Source organism: Streptomyces sp. NPDC000941 (genome assembly GCF_053599555.1).
Genome location: NZ_JBSFMM010000134.1, coordinates 1 through 14,612, shown reverse-complemented (window position 1 = coordinate 14,612; position 14,612 = coordinate 1). Strand labels below are relative to the sequence as shown.

Here is a 14,612-nt window from a genome sequence, read left to right as displayed (position 1 = left end):
GTGCGTGGCCGTCTGCGGGTGGGGGTGTGCCCACCCGTCCCGCCCCGCGGGACGATTGCCCACAACCTCATGGGGCTGTTCCTTCCGTACGGAAGTTTTTGAATTCGGCGTGGCCCGGTAGTCCCTGGCCCTTGGGGGCTGTGGCGAAGAGGCCCAGGAGGGCGCCTACCCAGCGCCAGGGGGTGGCGGCGAAGACGGGGCCGGAGGGGTGCCAGCCGTTGTCCGTGCCCGTGTCCGTGCCCGTGCCCGTGCCCGTGCCCGTGCCCGTGTTGGTGAGGAAGCGGCAGCGGGCGCCGCGGGTGACCTCGATCCGGAGGCGGGCCCGGCCGTCGGGGGCGTCGCGTGGGGGTTCGGCGTCTCGTTCGCGTTCGGTGGCGACGTCGGCGAAGCGGTGGACGAGGCGGGTTCCGTTCGCCGTACGCTCCAGGCCGATCCAGCCGAACGCGTCGCCCAGGAGGGCGAGTCCGGCCTTGGCGCCCGGCACCTCGCTGCGCAGGGACAGCTCGACCGTCACCGTGAACTCCTCCGCGGGCAGCCGCTGCACCAGCACGTTCGGCAGCCGCCGCAGATCGTCCGCGTCCGCGGTGCGGTGGCAGGTCAGCCACAGGCCGTCGCCGCTGTGGGCGGTGGTCAAGCCCGGGGCCGGGTTGGCCGTCCACGACCACTGGCGGCCGTACCGCCCGCCCGGGAAGCCGTCGTCGGTCGCCGGGGCCTCGGGGGGCTGCGGATCCGCCTTGGGTTTGCGGTACGTGGCGACGGGTTCGCCTCGGTCGCCCATCGCGGGCCAGCCGTCCTCGGCCCACTCCATGGGCTGGAGGTGCACCACGCGCCCGTACGCGCCGCGCTGCTGGAAGTGGAGGAACCAGTCCTCGCCCGCCGGGGTGTCCACCCAGGCGCCCTGGTGCGGACCGTTGATGTCGGTGCGGCCCTGGGCGAGGACGGTGCGGTGTTCGTACGGGCCGAAGAAGTCACGCGAGCGCAGCGCGCCCTGCCAGCCGGTCTCCACGCTGCCCGCCGGGGCAAGGATCCAGAACCAGCCGTCCCGCTGGTAGAGCTTCGGCCCTTCGAGGGTGAACCAGCCGGGGATGGCGTCCGCGTCGACGATCAGTGTGCCCTCGTCCAGCAGGGCCGTGCCGTCGGGGCTCATCCGGTGACCGGTGAGCCGGTTCTTGACCCCGGCGCGGGATTTGGCCCAGGCGTGGACCAGGTAGGCCGCGCCGTCCTCGGCCCACAGCGGGCAGGGGTCGATCAGGCCCTTGCCCGCCTTGAGCAGCTGCGGCCTGGTCCATGGGCCGCGCGGGTCGGGGGCGTTGATCTGGTGGATGCCGGTGTCGGGGTCGCCCCAGAAGATCCAGAAGCGGTCGTCGTGGTGACGGATGCTGGGTGCCCACACCCCGCAGTCGTGCCGTGGGGCGGCGAACGCCTCCTCGGGTTCGAGGCGTTCCAGGGCGTGTCCGATGAGCCGCCAGTTGACCAGGTCGCGGGAGTGCAGGATCGGCAGGCCGGGGGCGCGGCCGAAGCTGGAGGCGGTGAGGTAGTAGTCGTCGCCGACCCGGATGGCGTCCGGGTCCGACCAGTCGGCGTTCAGCACGGGGTTGCGGTATGTGCCGTCGCCCTGGTCGGAGCGCCAGACAGGGACCTTTGCCAAAGCGCTCATGCTGTGCCTCCCTTCTTCGCTTCTCCGCACACGCGGCGCAGAGGTGCCGCTATCGCCGCCGTCCGCGGCCCGGCGGCCGCGTGCGCGTCGCTCATACGGTCGCCCCCTTGTCGGACAGCTGCGCCCCGATCCGGGCCGCCGTCCGGCGGTCCAGGCGGCCGTCGGCGACCGCGGTGACGATGCGCCGGGTGACGGTGTCGGCGGGGGCGATGGCCAGCCGCCGGTCCCAGGCGAGGGCCGAGCCGACGCCCGGGTAGTCGCCGGTGCGGACGAACCAGGGGTCGGCGCGGGTGTCGCCGGTCGCCCCGGCGAACACCAGGGTCCAGTCCTCGGCCGCGAGCGCCAGCCAGTCCGAGGGCCTGCCGTGCACCGCGGCCTCGCCCTCGCCGTCGGCGCTGAAGACCCGCGGCGGCTCGGCGCGGCGCGGCGCGCGCCAGAAGAAGCCGCCGTAGCCCGCGCCGGGGCGGCCGTTGGTGGCCGGGCTGCCGATGGTGACGGTCTCCCCGGTCACGTTGGTGAGGGCGGTGGTGAAGTCGAGCGCCCAGCAGCCGTCGGCGCCGTGTGAGAGGGCGCGCACCGCGACCGTACGCCGCTCCAGCAGGATCTGCCGCCCGCCCGCGACCCACGACAGCTCCTCCACGAAGCCGTCCGGGTCGCGCAGCAGCCAGCCCAGGTGGCGCTGCGAGCCGTGGTTGTCCAGTTCGGTGGGACCCTTGCCGCGCACATAGGTGCGGCCGCCCCAGAAGTTGCGCCCGGCCAGGTCCGGGACGGCCACGCCGACGCCCAGGTGGTGCGGGTGGTCGGCGGGGCGCGACTCGGTGACGGTGATGCCGGCCAGGGTCCGTACGGGGTGCAGATACGGGCGGGGGGAGAGGGTGTCGGGGAGCTGCGGGCGGTGGGTGTAGGTGCCGACGGGGCGTCCGTCGCAGCGCAGCAGGGTGCAGGGGGGCCGGTTGGTCAGGGAACGGTTCATGTGTGGGGGACCTCCGCGGGGGGTGCGGCCCAGGGGGCGCGCAGTTCCGAGTAGAGGGCGAGGCGTTCCGCGCCGGCGGCGACCAGGCGGTCGATGCCCGGTACGACGCGGCGCTTCGCCGAGGGCGCCGCGCCGATGCCCGGCTCGGTGCGCCAGGCGTCCGCGGGGAGCCGGACCGGATCGGGGGCGGTGCGGATGGCTTCGACGACGCGCATGAACGCGCCGGTGCGGTGTGGGGGGACGAGCAGTTCGGTGCCGTCGCGCAGATGCGCGACCAGGTTCTCCAGGAGGTCGGTCCTGGGGTGGTCGGTGGTCTCCGGCTCATGTCCCGGGCGCTCCAGGAGCACCCGGTCGAGCTTGTACCAGAAGGTGATCCGGCCGCGGTCGCCGTGGATCAGGACGTACGGCTCGCCGGGCTGTTCGGCGCAGAGCGTGGCGGCGACGGTGACGGTGGTGTTGCCTGCGGTGCGCAGCCGTACGCAGGAGGTGTCGTCGGCCTCGATGTCGTTGGCCCGGAACAGCTCCAGCTCGATGGAGGTGATGTCCTCGGCTCGGTCGGCTCCGTCGATGTACAGGGCGGTGGCGACGGCGTGGGCGAGGGGGTTGGTGAGTACGCCGTCGATGACGTCCCGGCCGTCGAGGGAGCGGTGTCCGGCCCAGGCGGCGCGGGTGTAGTAGTCCTCGTCGCGGGCCCAGGCGCCGGCCGCGCCGATGCCGGTGATCTCTCCGATGGCGCCGTCGGAGATGAGTTTCCGGATCGCGGTCAGGGCGTGGGAGCCCAGCGACTGGAAGCCGATCTGGCAGGCGGTGCCGAGTCTGTCCAGGCCCTCGGTCATGCGGGTGAACTCGGCGTAGGAGGGCGTGGGGGGCTTCTCCAGCAGCAGGTGGGCGCCGCGGCCGGCGGCGGCGAGGGCGAGGTCGGCGTGGGTGTGGATGGGGGTGCAGATGATGGCGATCCGGGCGCCCGTACGGGTCACCAGGTCGGCGAGGTCGGCGGACTGTTCGGGGGCGGGGGTGCCGGGGGTGGGAGTGCCGGGGCCGGCGAGGCCGTCGCCGAGCTCTTCGGCGGTCAGGGGGGTGAGTTCGCAGACTCCGGCGAGCCGGACCAGGCCCTGGACGGTCAGCCGCCGGATGTTCTCCAGGTGCCAGCGGCCGTGGCCGCGGGCCCCGGCGAGTACAAGGGGGGTGGGTTCCATGGTCGCCTCTCAGCCGATCCGTCCGGCGCCCGCGCCGCGCGCCACGTCCCGGGCCGCCTTCGCCGCGCCGTCGATCCGGCCGTGCAGGGCGGGGGTCCAGCCCGCGTCGGGGTCCAGGTCGCGTTCGCTGCCGGAGTTGTACGAGTTGTAAATGGCCAGCAGGTCGACGGGGTAGCCGTTGAACTCGCTGCCCTTCTGGTGCAGGGCACTGCCGTTCCAGCTCTTGACCAGGTCGGCGGCCTCGATATGGCCGGGCGTGGTGAACGCGTTGTTCTCGGCGTAGATCCGCGACTCGGTGGATACGCCCCACGAGTAGCGGTAGTCGGCGCCCTCGGGGACGTCGTAGGCGTTGTTGTAGACGTGGACCTGGCCGAAGCGGACCCGGGGAGCGCGCTGGACGACGCCCTTGAAGCTGTTGTGGTGGAGAGTGACGCGCAGTTTGCCGCGGTCCGTGGTGACGTTGTCGCCGTTGCCGATGAGCATCGCCTTGTCGTGGTCGGCGAACCGGCTCCAGGAGACGGTCACCAGATCCGAGCCGTTGGTGATGTCCAGCAGCCCGTCGTGACGCAGGTAGTTGCGGCCGAAGTAGGTGGGCTCGGCGGCGTCCGGGTGTCCCTTGTCGCTGAGGGTCACATGGTCGACCCAGACGTGGCCGGCGCCGCGCAGCCAGATGTTGTCGTACGCGGTCTTCCAGTCCCCGAGGCCGCCGGTGTTGGGCTGCCAGACGGGGAAGCAGTCGTAGGCGTCGCGCAGTTCGAGGTTGCGCACGATGACGTTGGAGGCGTCCTTGACCTGGAGGCTCGCGCCCTTGAGGACGGCGTCCCGGCCGAGGCCCACGAGGGTGGTGTTGGAGCCGACGGCCAGCTCGACCCGCTCCGCCTGGCGCGCGGCGGAGGCGGCGCGGGCCTCCTCCTGCGGGCCGGAGGGCTTCTGGCCGCCCCAGGTGCGGGGGTCGTAGGCGGTCAGGTACTTCTCGGTGGTGTAGCCGTCGGTGGCGTAGTCCGCGCAGCTCAGCGGGCGCCCTTGTGTGTCGGTGTTGGCGTCGATGGTCCCCCGGACGTAGATGATCTTCGGTACGGGGCTGCCGCCGTCCAGCGCGGCGGCCAGCTGCGCCCGGTTCCGTACGGTGAACACCTGCGCGTCGTCGGCCGCGGCCCCGCCGGTGGTCCCGGCGCCCTCCGCCGCCCATCCGTCGTCCGCCCCGAGCACCTCGCGCCCGAGGTCGCGGCCGTAGTCGTGGCTGGGCGCGGGCGGCTCGGCCTGCGCCCCGGCGGGCAGGGCCAACCCGACAAGCGCGGCGGCGGCCAGGGCCGTCGTACCGAGCCGGGTCCACCCCGTGCGCTTCGCGCGCGATTTCGCTGGAACCCCCCGTCCCTGGGGGTGCGCCATGCGCATCTTCGGACCTCCTTGTCCGCGAGAGTCGTACTCCGATCGGCGGCCGAGCCGCTGCGCGGCGGCGTTACGGCCTGGCGCCTAGCCCTTGACCGCGCCCGCGCTGAAGCCCGTGATCAGCCACTTCTGGATGAAGGCGAACACGATGACGACGGGCACGGCGGCGATCACTCCGCCCGCCGCCAGGGCGCCCAGGTCGACGCTGTCCGACCCGATCAGCGTGTTGAGGCCGACCGGGATGGTCTGCTTGTCCTGGGAGCTCAGGAACATCAGGGCGAACAGGAAGTGGTTCCAGCTGTGGACGAAGGCGAAGGAGCCCACCGCGATCAGGCCGGGCCGCAGTAGCGGCAGCACCACCGCGCAGAAGGCGCGGAAGCGTCCGCAGCCGTCCACCCAGGCCTGTTCCTCCAGGGACACCGGCACGTTCTTGATGAAGCCGCTGATGAGGATCATGGACAGCGGTAGCTGGAAGACCGTCTCCGCGATGACCACACTCCCCAGTGAGTTGATCATCTGCAGGTTCTTGAAGATCTCGAAGAGCGGGACCAGCATCAGCGCGCCGGGGATGAACTGCGAGGCCAGCAGCGCCAGCATGAACGCCTTTTTGATCTTGAAGTCGAAGCGCGCCAGGGCGTAGCCGCCGGCCAGGGCGACCGCCGTGGTCATCACCAGCGAGGAGACTCCGACGATCATGCTGTTCTGGAAGAAGATCCCGAAGCTTCGCTCGTTCCAGACCTTGGCGAAGTGCTCGCCGGTCATCGGCCAGGGCACCAGCGAGGTGGAGCCGGCCGGGCGCAGCGCGAACAGCAGCATCCAGTAGAACGGGATCAGGGTGAACAGCAGATAGAGGGCCAGCGGCAGATAGATCTGCCAGCGCGGCACGCCCTGGTCGATCCCGCGCCCGCGCTTCTTGCCCTTGTGCGCGGCCGGAGCGGTGGCGGGGGCGGGGGCGAGGCCCTTCTCCGCGAGTGCGGTGGTCACTTGTTGTCGCCTCCGAACTTGCTCAGGCGCAGATAGAGAATCGAGCAGAAGAGAAGGATCACGAAGGCGACGGTGGTCAGCGCGGAGGCGTAGCCGAAGTCGTGCCCGTCGATACCGGTGTTGGCGACATACAGCGGGAGGGTGGTGGTCTGCCCGGCCGGGCCGCCGCCGGTGAGGGTGTAGAGGAGGTCGACGTTGTTGAACTCCCACACCCCGCGCAGCAGTGTGGAGAGGATGATCGCGTCCTTCAGATGCGGCAGGGTGATGTGGAAGAACTGCCGCGTCCGGCCCGCGCCGTCGACCGAGGCCGCCTCGTACAGATCCTTCGGGATGGACTGCAGATCGGCCAGGATGAGGATGGCGAAGAACGGGACGCCGCGCCAGAGTTCGGCCAGCACGGCCGCCCAGAAGACGGTGCCGGTGTCGGAGAGCACCGAGGTGCCGTAGCTGCCGATCCCCGCGTCCGCCAGATAGCGGCTGATGCCGGTGGACGGGTTGTAGAGCAGCATCCAGATGGTGGTGGTCAGCACCCCGGACACCGCCCAGGGCGAGAAGACCAGGGCGCGGGCGATGCCGCGGCCGATGAAGGTCTGGTTGACCAGCAGGGCGAGCGCGAGTCCGAGGACGAGCTGCAGCAGCACCTCGGTGACGACCCATTTGCCGCTGAAGGCGAGGGTGTCCCAGAACTGCGGGTCGTCCGTGAAGATCTTGGTGAAGTTGTCCAGGCCCGCGTAGCCGTTCCGCCAGGGCTTGGTGACGTTGTAGTTCTGCAGGCTGTAGTAGAGGACGCTGAGCATCGGATAGGCGATGAAGCCCAGCATCAGCAGCCCCGCGGGGGCGATCAGCAGATACGGGAGGCGGCGGGCGGAGCCTTTGCCTTTGCCCATGCCTTTGGTACCGCTGGTACGGCGCCGGGTGACCCGGGGTGGTTTCGCCACGGCGTCGGCCATGACTGCTTCTCCGTTCTCAGGGGTGCACGGTCGGGCGGGTGAAGCGCTTACCGAATGTTGTTCGGTATGTCGTGCAAAAAAATTGCTGCTCAGAGGGGAGTTCAGCCCGCGTATGGCTCGGGGTCCACGCCGGGGGCGGAAAGGAAGCGGAAGTCGCAGCCGGTGTCGGCCTGGGTCATCTGTTCCTGGTAGAGCGCGCCGTAGCCGCGGGCGTAGCGGGGCGGGGGCGGTGTCCAGGCCGCCCGGCGCCGCTCCAGCTCGGCGTCGTCGACCTCCAGGCGCAGCGTGCGCGCCTCGACGTCGAGGGTGATCAGATCGCCGGTGCGGACGAGGGCGAGCGGCCCGCCGACGTACGACTCGGGCGCGATATGCAGCACACAAGCGCCGTAACTGGTCCCGCTCATCCGCGCGTCGGAGATACGGACCATGTCCCGCACCCCCTTCTTGAGGAGGTGGTCGGGGATCGGCAGCATGCCGTACTCGGGCATCCCGGGGCCGCCGAGCGGGCCGGCGTTGCGCAGCACCAGCACACTGTCCTCGGTGATGCCGAGGGCCGGGTCGTTGATGGTGGCCTGCATCGTCTTGTAGTCGTCGAAGACGACGGCCGGGCCGGTGTGTTCGAGCAGCCGCTGCTCGCAGGCGATGTGCTTGATGACCGCGCCGTCGGGGCACAGATTGCCGCGCAGCACCGCCACTCCCCCCTCGCTCGCCCGCGGGTTGTCGAGCGGGCGGATGACCTCGGGGTTGTGGACGAGGGCGCCGTCGAGCTGTTCGCTCAGGGTGGTGTGGGCGACGGTCGGGCGGTCCAGGTGCAGGACGTCCTTCAACCGGGCCAGTTCGGCGAGGAAGCCGGGCAGACCGCCCGCGAAGTAGAAGTCCTCCATCAGATAGCGGCCGCCGGGGCGGAGGTCGGCCAGCACCGGGACGGTACGGGCGATCCGGTCGAAGTCGTCGAGAGTGAGCCGCACCCCGGACCGCCCGGCCATGGCGATCAGATGGATCACGGCGTTGGTGGAGCCGCCGAGCGCGAGGACGGTGGCGACCGCGTCCTCGTATGCCTCACGGGTGAGGATCCTGGAGAGCTTGAGGTCCTGCCAGACCAGTTCGACGATGCGCAGCCCCGAGTCCGCGGCCATTCGCTCATGCCCGGAGTCGACGGCCGGGATGGAGGAGGCGCCGGGGACGGTGACGCCCAGCGCCTCGGCGGCGGCCGTCAGCGTCGAGGCGGTGCCCATGGTCATGCAGTGACCGGGCGACCGGGCCAGGCCGCTCTCCAGCTCGGACATCTCGCAGTCGCCGATTAACCCGGCCCGTTTGTCGTCCCAGTACTTCCACATATCGGTGCCCGAGCCCAGCACCTCGTTGCGCCAGTGGCCCGGCAGCATCGGCCCGGCCGGCACGAACACGGTCGGCAGATCGGCGGTGGCCGCCCCCATCAGCAGCGCGGGGGTGCTCTTGTCGCAGCCGCCCATCAGGACCGCGCCGTCCACCGGGTAGGAGCGCAGCAGCTCCTCGGTCTCCATGGCGAGCAGATTGCGGTAGAGCATGGGCGTCGGCTTCTGGAAGGTCTCCGAGAGCGTCGACACCGGGAATTCCAGCGGGAATCCGCCGGCCTGCCACACCCCGCGCTTGACCGCCTGCGCGCGGTCCCGCAGATGGACGTGGCAGGGGTTGATATCGCTCCAGGTGTTGAGGATCGCGATGACCGGCTTGCCCAGGTGCTCCTGGGGGAGGTAGCCGAGCTGGCGGGTACGGGCCCGGTGGCTGAAGGAGCGCAGGCCGTCCGTGCCGTACCACTGGTGGCTGCGCAGTTGTTCGGGCGTCTTTCTACCGGAGCTCGTGGGGGGTTGGGGGGTCGCGGGCGTCATATCGCCCACCCCTGGACGAGCGCGGCGACCTCGGCGCGCTGCGGTTCGGGCAGCGCGCTGCTCGGCGGGCGGATGTCGCGGCGGCACAAGCCCAGCGCGGCAAGCGCTTCCTTCACGACGCTGACGTTGTTGGCCGACTGGTGGGCGGCGCGCAGATCCTCGAACGGCCGGATCTGCTCCCACACCTTCATCGCGCCCGCGTAGTCCCCGGCGCGCAGCGCGCCCAGCATGTCGAGCGAGACCTTCGGAGCGACGTTGACCAGTCCGGAGGTGAAGCCGGTGGCGCCGACGGCCCAGTACGAGGGCGCGTACAGCTCGGCGAGCCCGGCCACCCAGACGAACCGGTCGAGCCCCGCGTCGCGGGCCACCGCGGCGAAGCGCGCCGCGTCCGGGACCGCGTACTTGACGCCGATGACGTTGGGGCACGCCTCGCCGAGCCGGGCGATGGCGGCCCCCTCGATCAGCGGGTTGCGCAGATACGGCACCACCCCGAGCTCGGGGACGGCCTCGGCGATGGCGCGGTGGTAGTCGACCCAGCCGTCCTGGGAGACGTAGGGGTGCACGGGCTGGTGCACCATCACCATCCCGGCGCCCACCTCGCCGGCGTGCCGGGCGGCCTCGACCGCGGTGGCCACGTCGTGGCCGACGCCGACGAGGACGGCGGCCCGGTCGCCGGTCTCCGCCACCGTCAGCTCGGTGACTAATCGGCGCTCGGCGAGGGTGAGGGCGTAGAACTCGCCGGTGTTGCCGTTGGGGGTGACGGCCCGTACGCCGCCGTCCAGGAGCCGGCGCAGCAGGGCGCGGTAGGTGTCCTGTTCCACGGCGCCCTCGGCGTCGTACGGAGTCACCGGGATCGCCACGACGTCCGCGAGCGCCGCCCTCAGTGGTGAGTGGTCCATACGGTGCCTATCCCTTCTGGTCGGGCCGGTACGGCTGGTCGGGCCGCACGCGGCGGAGCCGCATATCGATAGGGGTCGGTGGGCCGGTTGGGCCTGTCGGCCGGGGGCGGTCGCGGGTTGGGGCGTGGGTCGCGTGGGCGCGTGCGGGACCGTCCCCTCATCGCACGCGCCCACGCGGTCTAGGGGGCGGCCTCCGCGGCCCGGGCAGCGCCCGGGGCCAGACCGCCTGCGGCTTCCGGGCGTTCGGGGACTTCCGCGACGTCCGGGAAGGCGCGCCGGACGAAGGACGCGATGTGGTCGTGCAGGGCGGCGGCCGCGCCGTCCGCGTCGCCGTCGAGCGCGCGGGCAAGGATCTCGCGGTGCTCGTCCGCCTCCCGCTCCCAGGACGGAACGGCCTGCCAGGCGACGGCGGAGACGAGGGCCGCCTGATCGCGCAGCTCGTCGAGGATTCCGGCCAGCAGCGGGTTGCCGCAGGGCAGATACAGCGCGCGGTGGAAGTCGCGGTTGGCCAGCGAGCGGCCGGCCGGGTCGGCCGCGGCGGCGGAGCGCTCCAGGGCGGCGCTCGCGCCGGCCAGGTCGGCGCGCGTGGTGACGGTGCGGCGCAGCGCCTCGGGCTCGAGCAGCAGGCGTACGTCGTAGACGGCCTGGGCCATGGCGGTGTCGACGGTGCGTACGGTCGCGCCCTTGTACTCGCTCATCACGACGAGCCCGCGGCCCGCGAGGGTCTTGAGGGCTTCGCGGACCGGGGTCTTGGAGACGCCGAACTGGGCGGCCAGCTCGTTCTCGACGAGGGGCTGGCCGGGCCGCAGCCGTCCGGTGAGGATCCCGTGCTTGACCGCCTCCAGTACGTACTGCGTACGGGAGGGGATCGGGCTCGGCGCAATGTCCATGGGGTTCTCAGATCTCACATATCGCGTCTCATATATGACGTACGAAGTACGACGCGATGAAATTAGGACCGCCCCGGGGGTTCGTCAACGGTTCTGACAAAAATTGCCGGGGCGCGCCTCGTGAGTTGAGTGGGCGTCAGGGGAGCCGTTCGAGGGCGGTACGCACGGCGGCGAGGTCCGCATCGGAGGCGAGTCCGGCGTGGTAGAGCCGGATTTCGTCCGCGCCGAGGCCGACCGCGTGGGTGGCGTCGGCTTCGAGGGTGCCCGGGCTGCCGCCCATACCGGCGACGACGGTGAAGTTCGCCGCCAGGGTGGTGCGTTCGGTCTTGTGCGGGACGAAGGGGGTCAGCACATCGACCCGCCCCGCGTCGTTCCCGGTGCAGGGCAGTACGACGCCGTCGGCGTGGCGGAGGATGCCCTCGGGGTCCACCCCGACGTTCGCGCCGAAGCGGTGGGGCGCCGGGTCGGCGTGCAGCAGCACCTGGAACTCGCCGCTCGCCGCCCCCCGTACGGCGGCGACGGCGTCCCGCTGCAGCTCGGCCGCGACCCGGTCGCGCCAGGTGGCGAAGGTAACGACGTGGTCGGCGCCGAGCAGCTTCTCCACCTCGGCCCACTCCGCGGCCCGATCGCCGCCGCCCTGGGCCACCTCCCCCGACCAGATGGGCCGCAGTGCGCGCCGCACCGCCTGCCGCAGCTCCTCGGGGTCGGCGCCGAGCGAGGCGTAGCCCGCGTGGCAGCTGTCGCAGAAGCACAGCGACATCAGGTACTGGGCCGCGCCGCCGAGCGGCACCCCGCCGATCTTGTCGTGCGCGTGCAGATGTGTGACCCCGTACCAGCCGCAGGACTCCAGCTCGGTGCCGCGGGTGCCGGGGCGCACCGCCGCCTCGGCGGCCAGGTCGACCACGTACGCGCGCACCTCGGGGCGGGCGATACAGGGCGCCCAGGGGTAGCGGTCGCCGTACGCGTTGCGCACGGAGGTGTGCGGAAGCTCGTCGCCCATACGGGAGTTGTGCGCGAGGACCACCCAGGAGTGCACCTCGAGCCCGGCGTCGGCGAGGGCGCCGGCCGCCTCGCCGTACGGGTCGGCGCCGTCCACCCAGGACTGCTCGTACGGACGCAGGGGGCGGCCCGCCCAGCGGTCCGGGTCCGGCGGGTAGAGGACGGCGGCGTGCCGGGCGGTGACGATGCGGTGGCGCGGGTGGCGCGGGGTCAGCGCGCGGGTGGAGTGGTACGCCGCGGCGAGGGTGACCTGCTGGACCCCGAGGTCGGCGATACGGCGGGCGGCGTCGGGATCGCCGACGACGTCCCAGGGGTAGACGAAGGCGGAGGCTTTCAACGCGGTTTCCCCCTAGGGGTCGTCGGGCGGACGTCAAACGCGGTCGTCAGACGCGGTCGTCAGACGCGGTCGTCAGACGCGGTCGTCAGACGCGGTCGTCAGACGCGGTCGTCGGCTACGGTAGCGGCGGCTCCGGTAGCGGCGTCGCCCCCGGGCACCAGGGCCAGCCCGCGCTCGATCAGCTCGGCCAGCTCCTTGACGTGGGCGGGGCTGGGCTCCGACAGCGGCGAGCGCACCTCGCCGACGTCCAGGCCGCGCATCCGCACCCCCGCCTTGACCAGCGAGACGGCGTAGCCGCGCCCCTGGTTGCGCAGCTCGACCAGCGGCCGGTAGAAACCGTCCAGCAGCGCGTTGCACGTCGCGTCGTCGCCCGTGACCAGGGCCTTGTGGAAGGCGAGGGCGATCTCGGGGGCAAAGCAGAAGACCGCGGAGGAGTAGAGCAGCACGCCGATGCCGCGGTAGGCGAGCCCGGTCAGCTCGGCGGTGGGCAGCCCGTTGAAGTAGAGGAACTTCCCCTCGGGGTCGTCGGCGCGCACCGCGCTGATGATGCGCTGCAGCAGATCCAGGTCGCCGAGGCCGTCCTTGAGCCCGATGATGCCGGGGACCTTGGCGAGCTCGACCACGGTCTGCGGGGTGAAGACGGCGTTGTCCCGCTGGTAGACGATGACGTCGAGGCCGGTCGCGTCCGCGAGCGCGGTGTAGTGCCGCAGCAGCCCCTTCTGGGAGGCGACGACCAGATACGGCGGCATGGCCAGCAGCCCGTCCGCCCCGGCCTCCTCGGCGAGCTTCGCGTACTGGATGGCGAGGGCGGTGCCATACCCCGCCCCGGCGATCACCGGCACCCGCCCGTCGGCCACCTCGACGGCGGCGGCGACGGTGGCGCGGAACTCCTCGGCGGTGAGCGCGTGGAACTCACCGGTGCCACAGCACGCGAAGACAGCGGCCGCCCCCGCCTCGATCCCGCCGCGCACATGCGCGCGATACGCCTCGAGGTCCAGGGCGCCGTCGGGCCCGTAGGCGGTCACGGGGAAGAACAGCAGTCCGTCAAGGCGCTCGGCGAGTGAGGCTGAGGTCACGGGCTCTCCCTGTCGTGTGCGCCGACGTGCCATCACCTCATCGGCGCGTACATGCTTCTGATCGTCATCTACATTCATGAACGCAGCCACGGTAGGACAGCCCGCCCGCGCGGGTCAAGGCGGCTGCACGCACACGGACCCGCGCGCGACACGACCCCACCCCCACCCTCGACTCTTGACGCACCCCCGCCACCGTCCCTAGCGTGTCCATGTTCATGAACGGCATCTATGTATGAATTTCCGCCCTTAACGGAGGAGTTCCCCACATGCCCGCTCCCCGCACCGTTCTCCTCACCGGCGCCGCCGGCGGCATGGGCACCCTGATGCGCGAACTGCTGCCCGCGACGTACGGATATCGGCTACGCCTCTTCGACGTCATGCCCATCGAGGGCGAGCCGGACGCCATCACCGCGGATCTCGCCGACAAGGACGCGTTGCGGGAGGCCGTACGGGGGGTCGACGCGATCATCCACCTCGCGGGCATCTCCCTGGAAGCCCCGTTCGAGAAGATCCTGCGGGCCAACATCGAGGGCACCTATAACCTCTACGAGGCGGCACGCGAGGCGGGCATCCGCCGCGTCGTCTTCGCCTCCAGCAACCACGCGGTCGGCTTCACCCCCCGCCCGGCCACCACCCCCGTGCCGGATGAATCCCTCATCCCCATCGACACCCCGCGCCGCCCGGACACGTTCTACGGCCTGTCCAAGTCCTTCGGCGAGGACCTGGCGTCCTTCTACTGGGACAAGCACGGCATCGAGACGGTCGCCATCCGCATCGGCTCCTGCTTCCCCGAGCCGACGTCGGTCCGGATGCTCTCGGTCTGGATGAGCCCGGCCGACGGCGCCCGGCTTCTCCATGCGGCCCTTACGGCGGAGGACGTCGGCTATACGGTCGTGTACGGCAGCTCGGCCAACACCCGCCTGTGGTGGGACCTCACCTCAGCGCGTGCGCTGGGTTACGAGCCGCAGGACGACTCGGAGCCGTACACGGCGAAGCTCATCGCCGAGCAGGGCGAGCTTGATCCGGAGAACCCCGACCATGCCTATCTGGGCGGGCACTTCTGCACGAACCCGCCAATTTGGCCGTACTGAGCAAGCACCCGCTGCGGCTCCCCAGAGCGGGCAAGCAGGGCGCGAGCGTGACGAACGGGCCGGCGATCGCTGGACGGCATGGTCCGGACGCCGCGTGCGGGCATCGTCTCGCGCCTTCGGCGCACAGCGGCCAGCAACGGGAAGCGGAGGGGGCCGGTCCGGTTGGGGCTCTCCACCCGCCTGCTCTTAAAAAGATGCTTGCTCTGCATCAAGTACCGCATCAAGTGGTTTTCTGAGAGCAGGTGGGTGGAGAGGCGATCCCGTCCCCCGCGTGCCTGCCCATCCGTCGCGCTCCCGCACCCC

General features: G+C 71.5%; 12 protein-coding genes. 1 reads left to right on the top strand and 11 read right to left on the bottom strand.

The window, feature by feature from the left end:
* Positions 1–67 precede the first annotated feature (67 nt).
* The 11 genes from ACWDSL_RS33965 to ACWDSL_RS33915 all read right to left on the bottom strand — a co-directional run bounded on the left by ACWDSL_RS33965 (position 68) and on the right by ACWDSL_RS33915 (position 13,218).
* On the bottom strand, positions 68–1,657 hold the full coding sequence (locus ACWDSL_RS33965) for a family 43 glycosylhydrolase (protein ID WP_450491798.1): 1,590 nt from the start codon (positions 1,655–1,657) through the stop codon (positions 68–70).
* A 91-nt stretch (positions 1,658–1,748) separates the two neighbouring features.
* Complete coding sequence (locus tag ACWDSL_RS33960) at positions 1,749–2,630, bottom strand: DUF6807 domain-containing protein (protein ID WP_450491797.1); 882 nt, start codon at positions 2,628–2,630, stop codon at positions 1,749–1,751.
* A complete protein-coding gene (locus ACWDSL_RS33955) occupies positions 2,627–3,826 on the bottom strand; it encodes a Gfo/Idh/MocA family protein (protein ID WP_450491796.1) in 1,200 nt (399 codons plus the stop codon). Before ACWDSL_RS33955 ends, ACWDSL_RS33960 begins: the two co-directional genes overlap by 4 nt.
* A gap of 9 nt (positions 3,827–3,835) precedes the next feature.
* The gene (locus ACWDSL_RS33950; RefSeq protein ID WP_450491795.1) at positions 3,836–5,221 is read right to left on the bottom strand and encodes a pectate lyase family protein; all 1,386 of its coding nucleotides are present in this window, start codon (positions 5,219–5,221) and stop codon (positions 3,836–3,838) included.
* 78 nt (positions 5,222–5,299) lie between these two features.
* Positions 5,300–6,199 carry a carbohydrate ABC transporter permease gene (locus ACWDSL_RS33945; RefSeq protein ID WP_450491794.1) on the bottom strand — a complete coding sequence of 300 codons (900 nt, stop codon included), beginning with the start codon at positions 6,197–6,199 and terminating at the stop codon, positions 5,300–5,302.
* Positions 6,196–7,149 (bottom strand): carbohydrate ABC transporter permease, encoded by a 954-nt coding sequence (locus ACWDSL_RS33940; RefSeq protein ID WP_450491793.1) that lies wholly within the window; start codon positions 7,147–7,149, stop codon positions 6,196–6,198. Before ACWDSL_RS33940 ends, ACWDSL_RS33945 begins: the two co-directional genes overlap by 4 nt.
* A gap of 101 nt (positions 7,150–7,250) precedes the next feature.
* Positions 7,251–9,017, bottom strand: coding sequence for an L-arabinonate dehydratase (araD, locus tag ACWDSL_RS33935; RefSeq protein WP_450491792.1), 1,767 nt, complete (start codon positions 9,015–9,017; stop codon positions 7,251–7,253).
* Positions 9,014–9,916 (bottom strand): dihydrodipicolinate synthase family protein, encoded by a 903-nt coding sequence (locus tag ACWDSL_RS33930; protein ID WP_385615365.1) that lies wholly within the window; start codon positions 9,914–9,916, stop codon positions 9,014–9,016. The genes araD and ACWDSL_RS33930 overlap by 4 nt, the downstream gene beginning before the upstream one ends.
* 179 nt (positions 9,917–10,095) lie before the next feature.
* Positions 10,096–10,806, bottom strand: coding sequence for a GntR family transcriptional regulator (locus ACWDSL_RS33925; RefSeq protein ID WP_450491791.1), 711 nt, complete (start codon positions 10,804–10,806; stop codon positions 10,096–10,098).
* A gap of 136 nt (positions 10,807–10,942) precedes the next feature.
* A complete protein-coding gene (locus ACWDSL_RS33920; RefSeq protein WP_450491790.1) occupies positions 10,943–12,142 on the bottom strand; it encodes a hypothetical protein in 1,200 nt (399 codons plus the stop codon).
* Between the two features lie 98 nt (positions 12,143–12,240).
* Positions 12,241–13,218 (bottom strand): 5-dehydro-4-deoxyglucarate dehydratase, encoded by a 978-nt coding sequence (locus tag ACWDSL_RS33915; RefSeq protein WP_450491789.1) that lies wholly within the window; start codon positions 13,216–13,218, stop codon positions 12,241–12,243.
* Positions 13,219–13,484: 266 nt separating this feature from the next.
* On the opposite strand from ACWDSL_RS33915, the gene ACWDSL_RS33910 reads away from it, so the two are divergent.
* On the top strand, positions 13,485–14,309 hold the full coding sequence (locus ACWDSL_RS33910) for an NAD-dependent epimerase/dehydratase family protein (protein WP_450491788.1): 825 nt from the start codon (positions 13,485–13,487) through the stop codon (positions 14,307–14,309).
* Positions 14,310–14,612 lie beyond the last annotated feature (303 nt).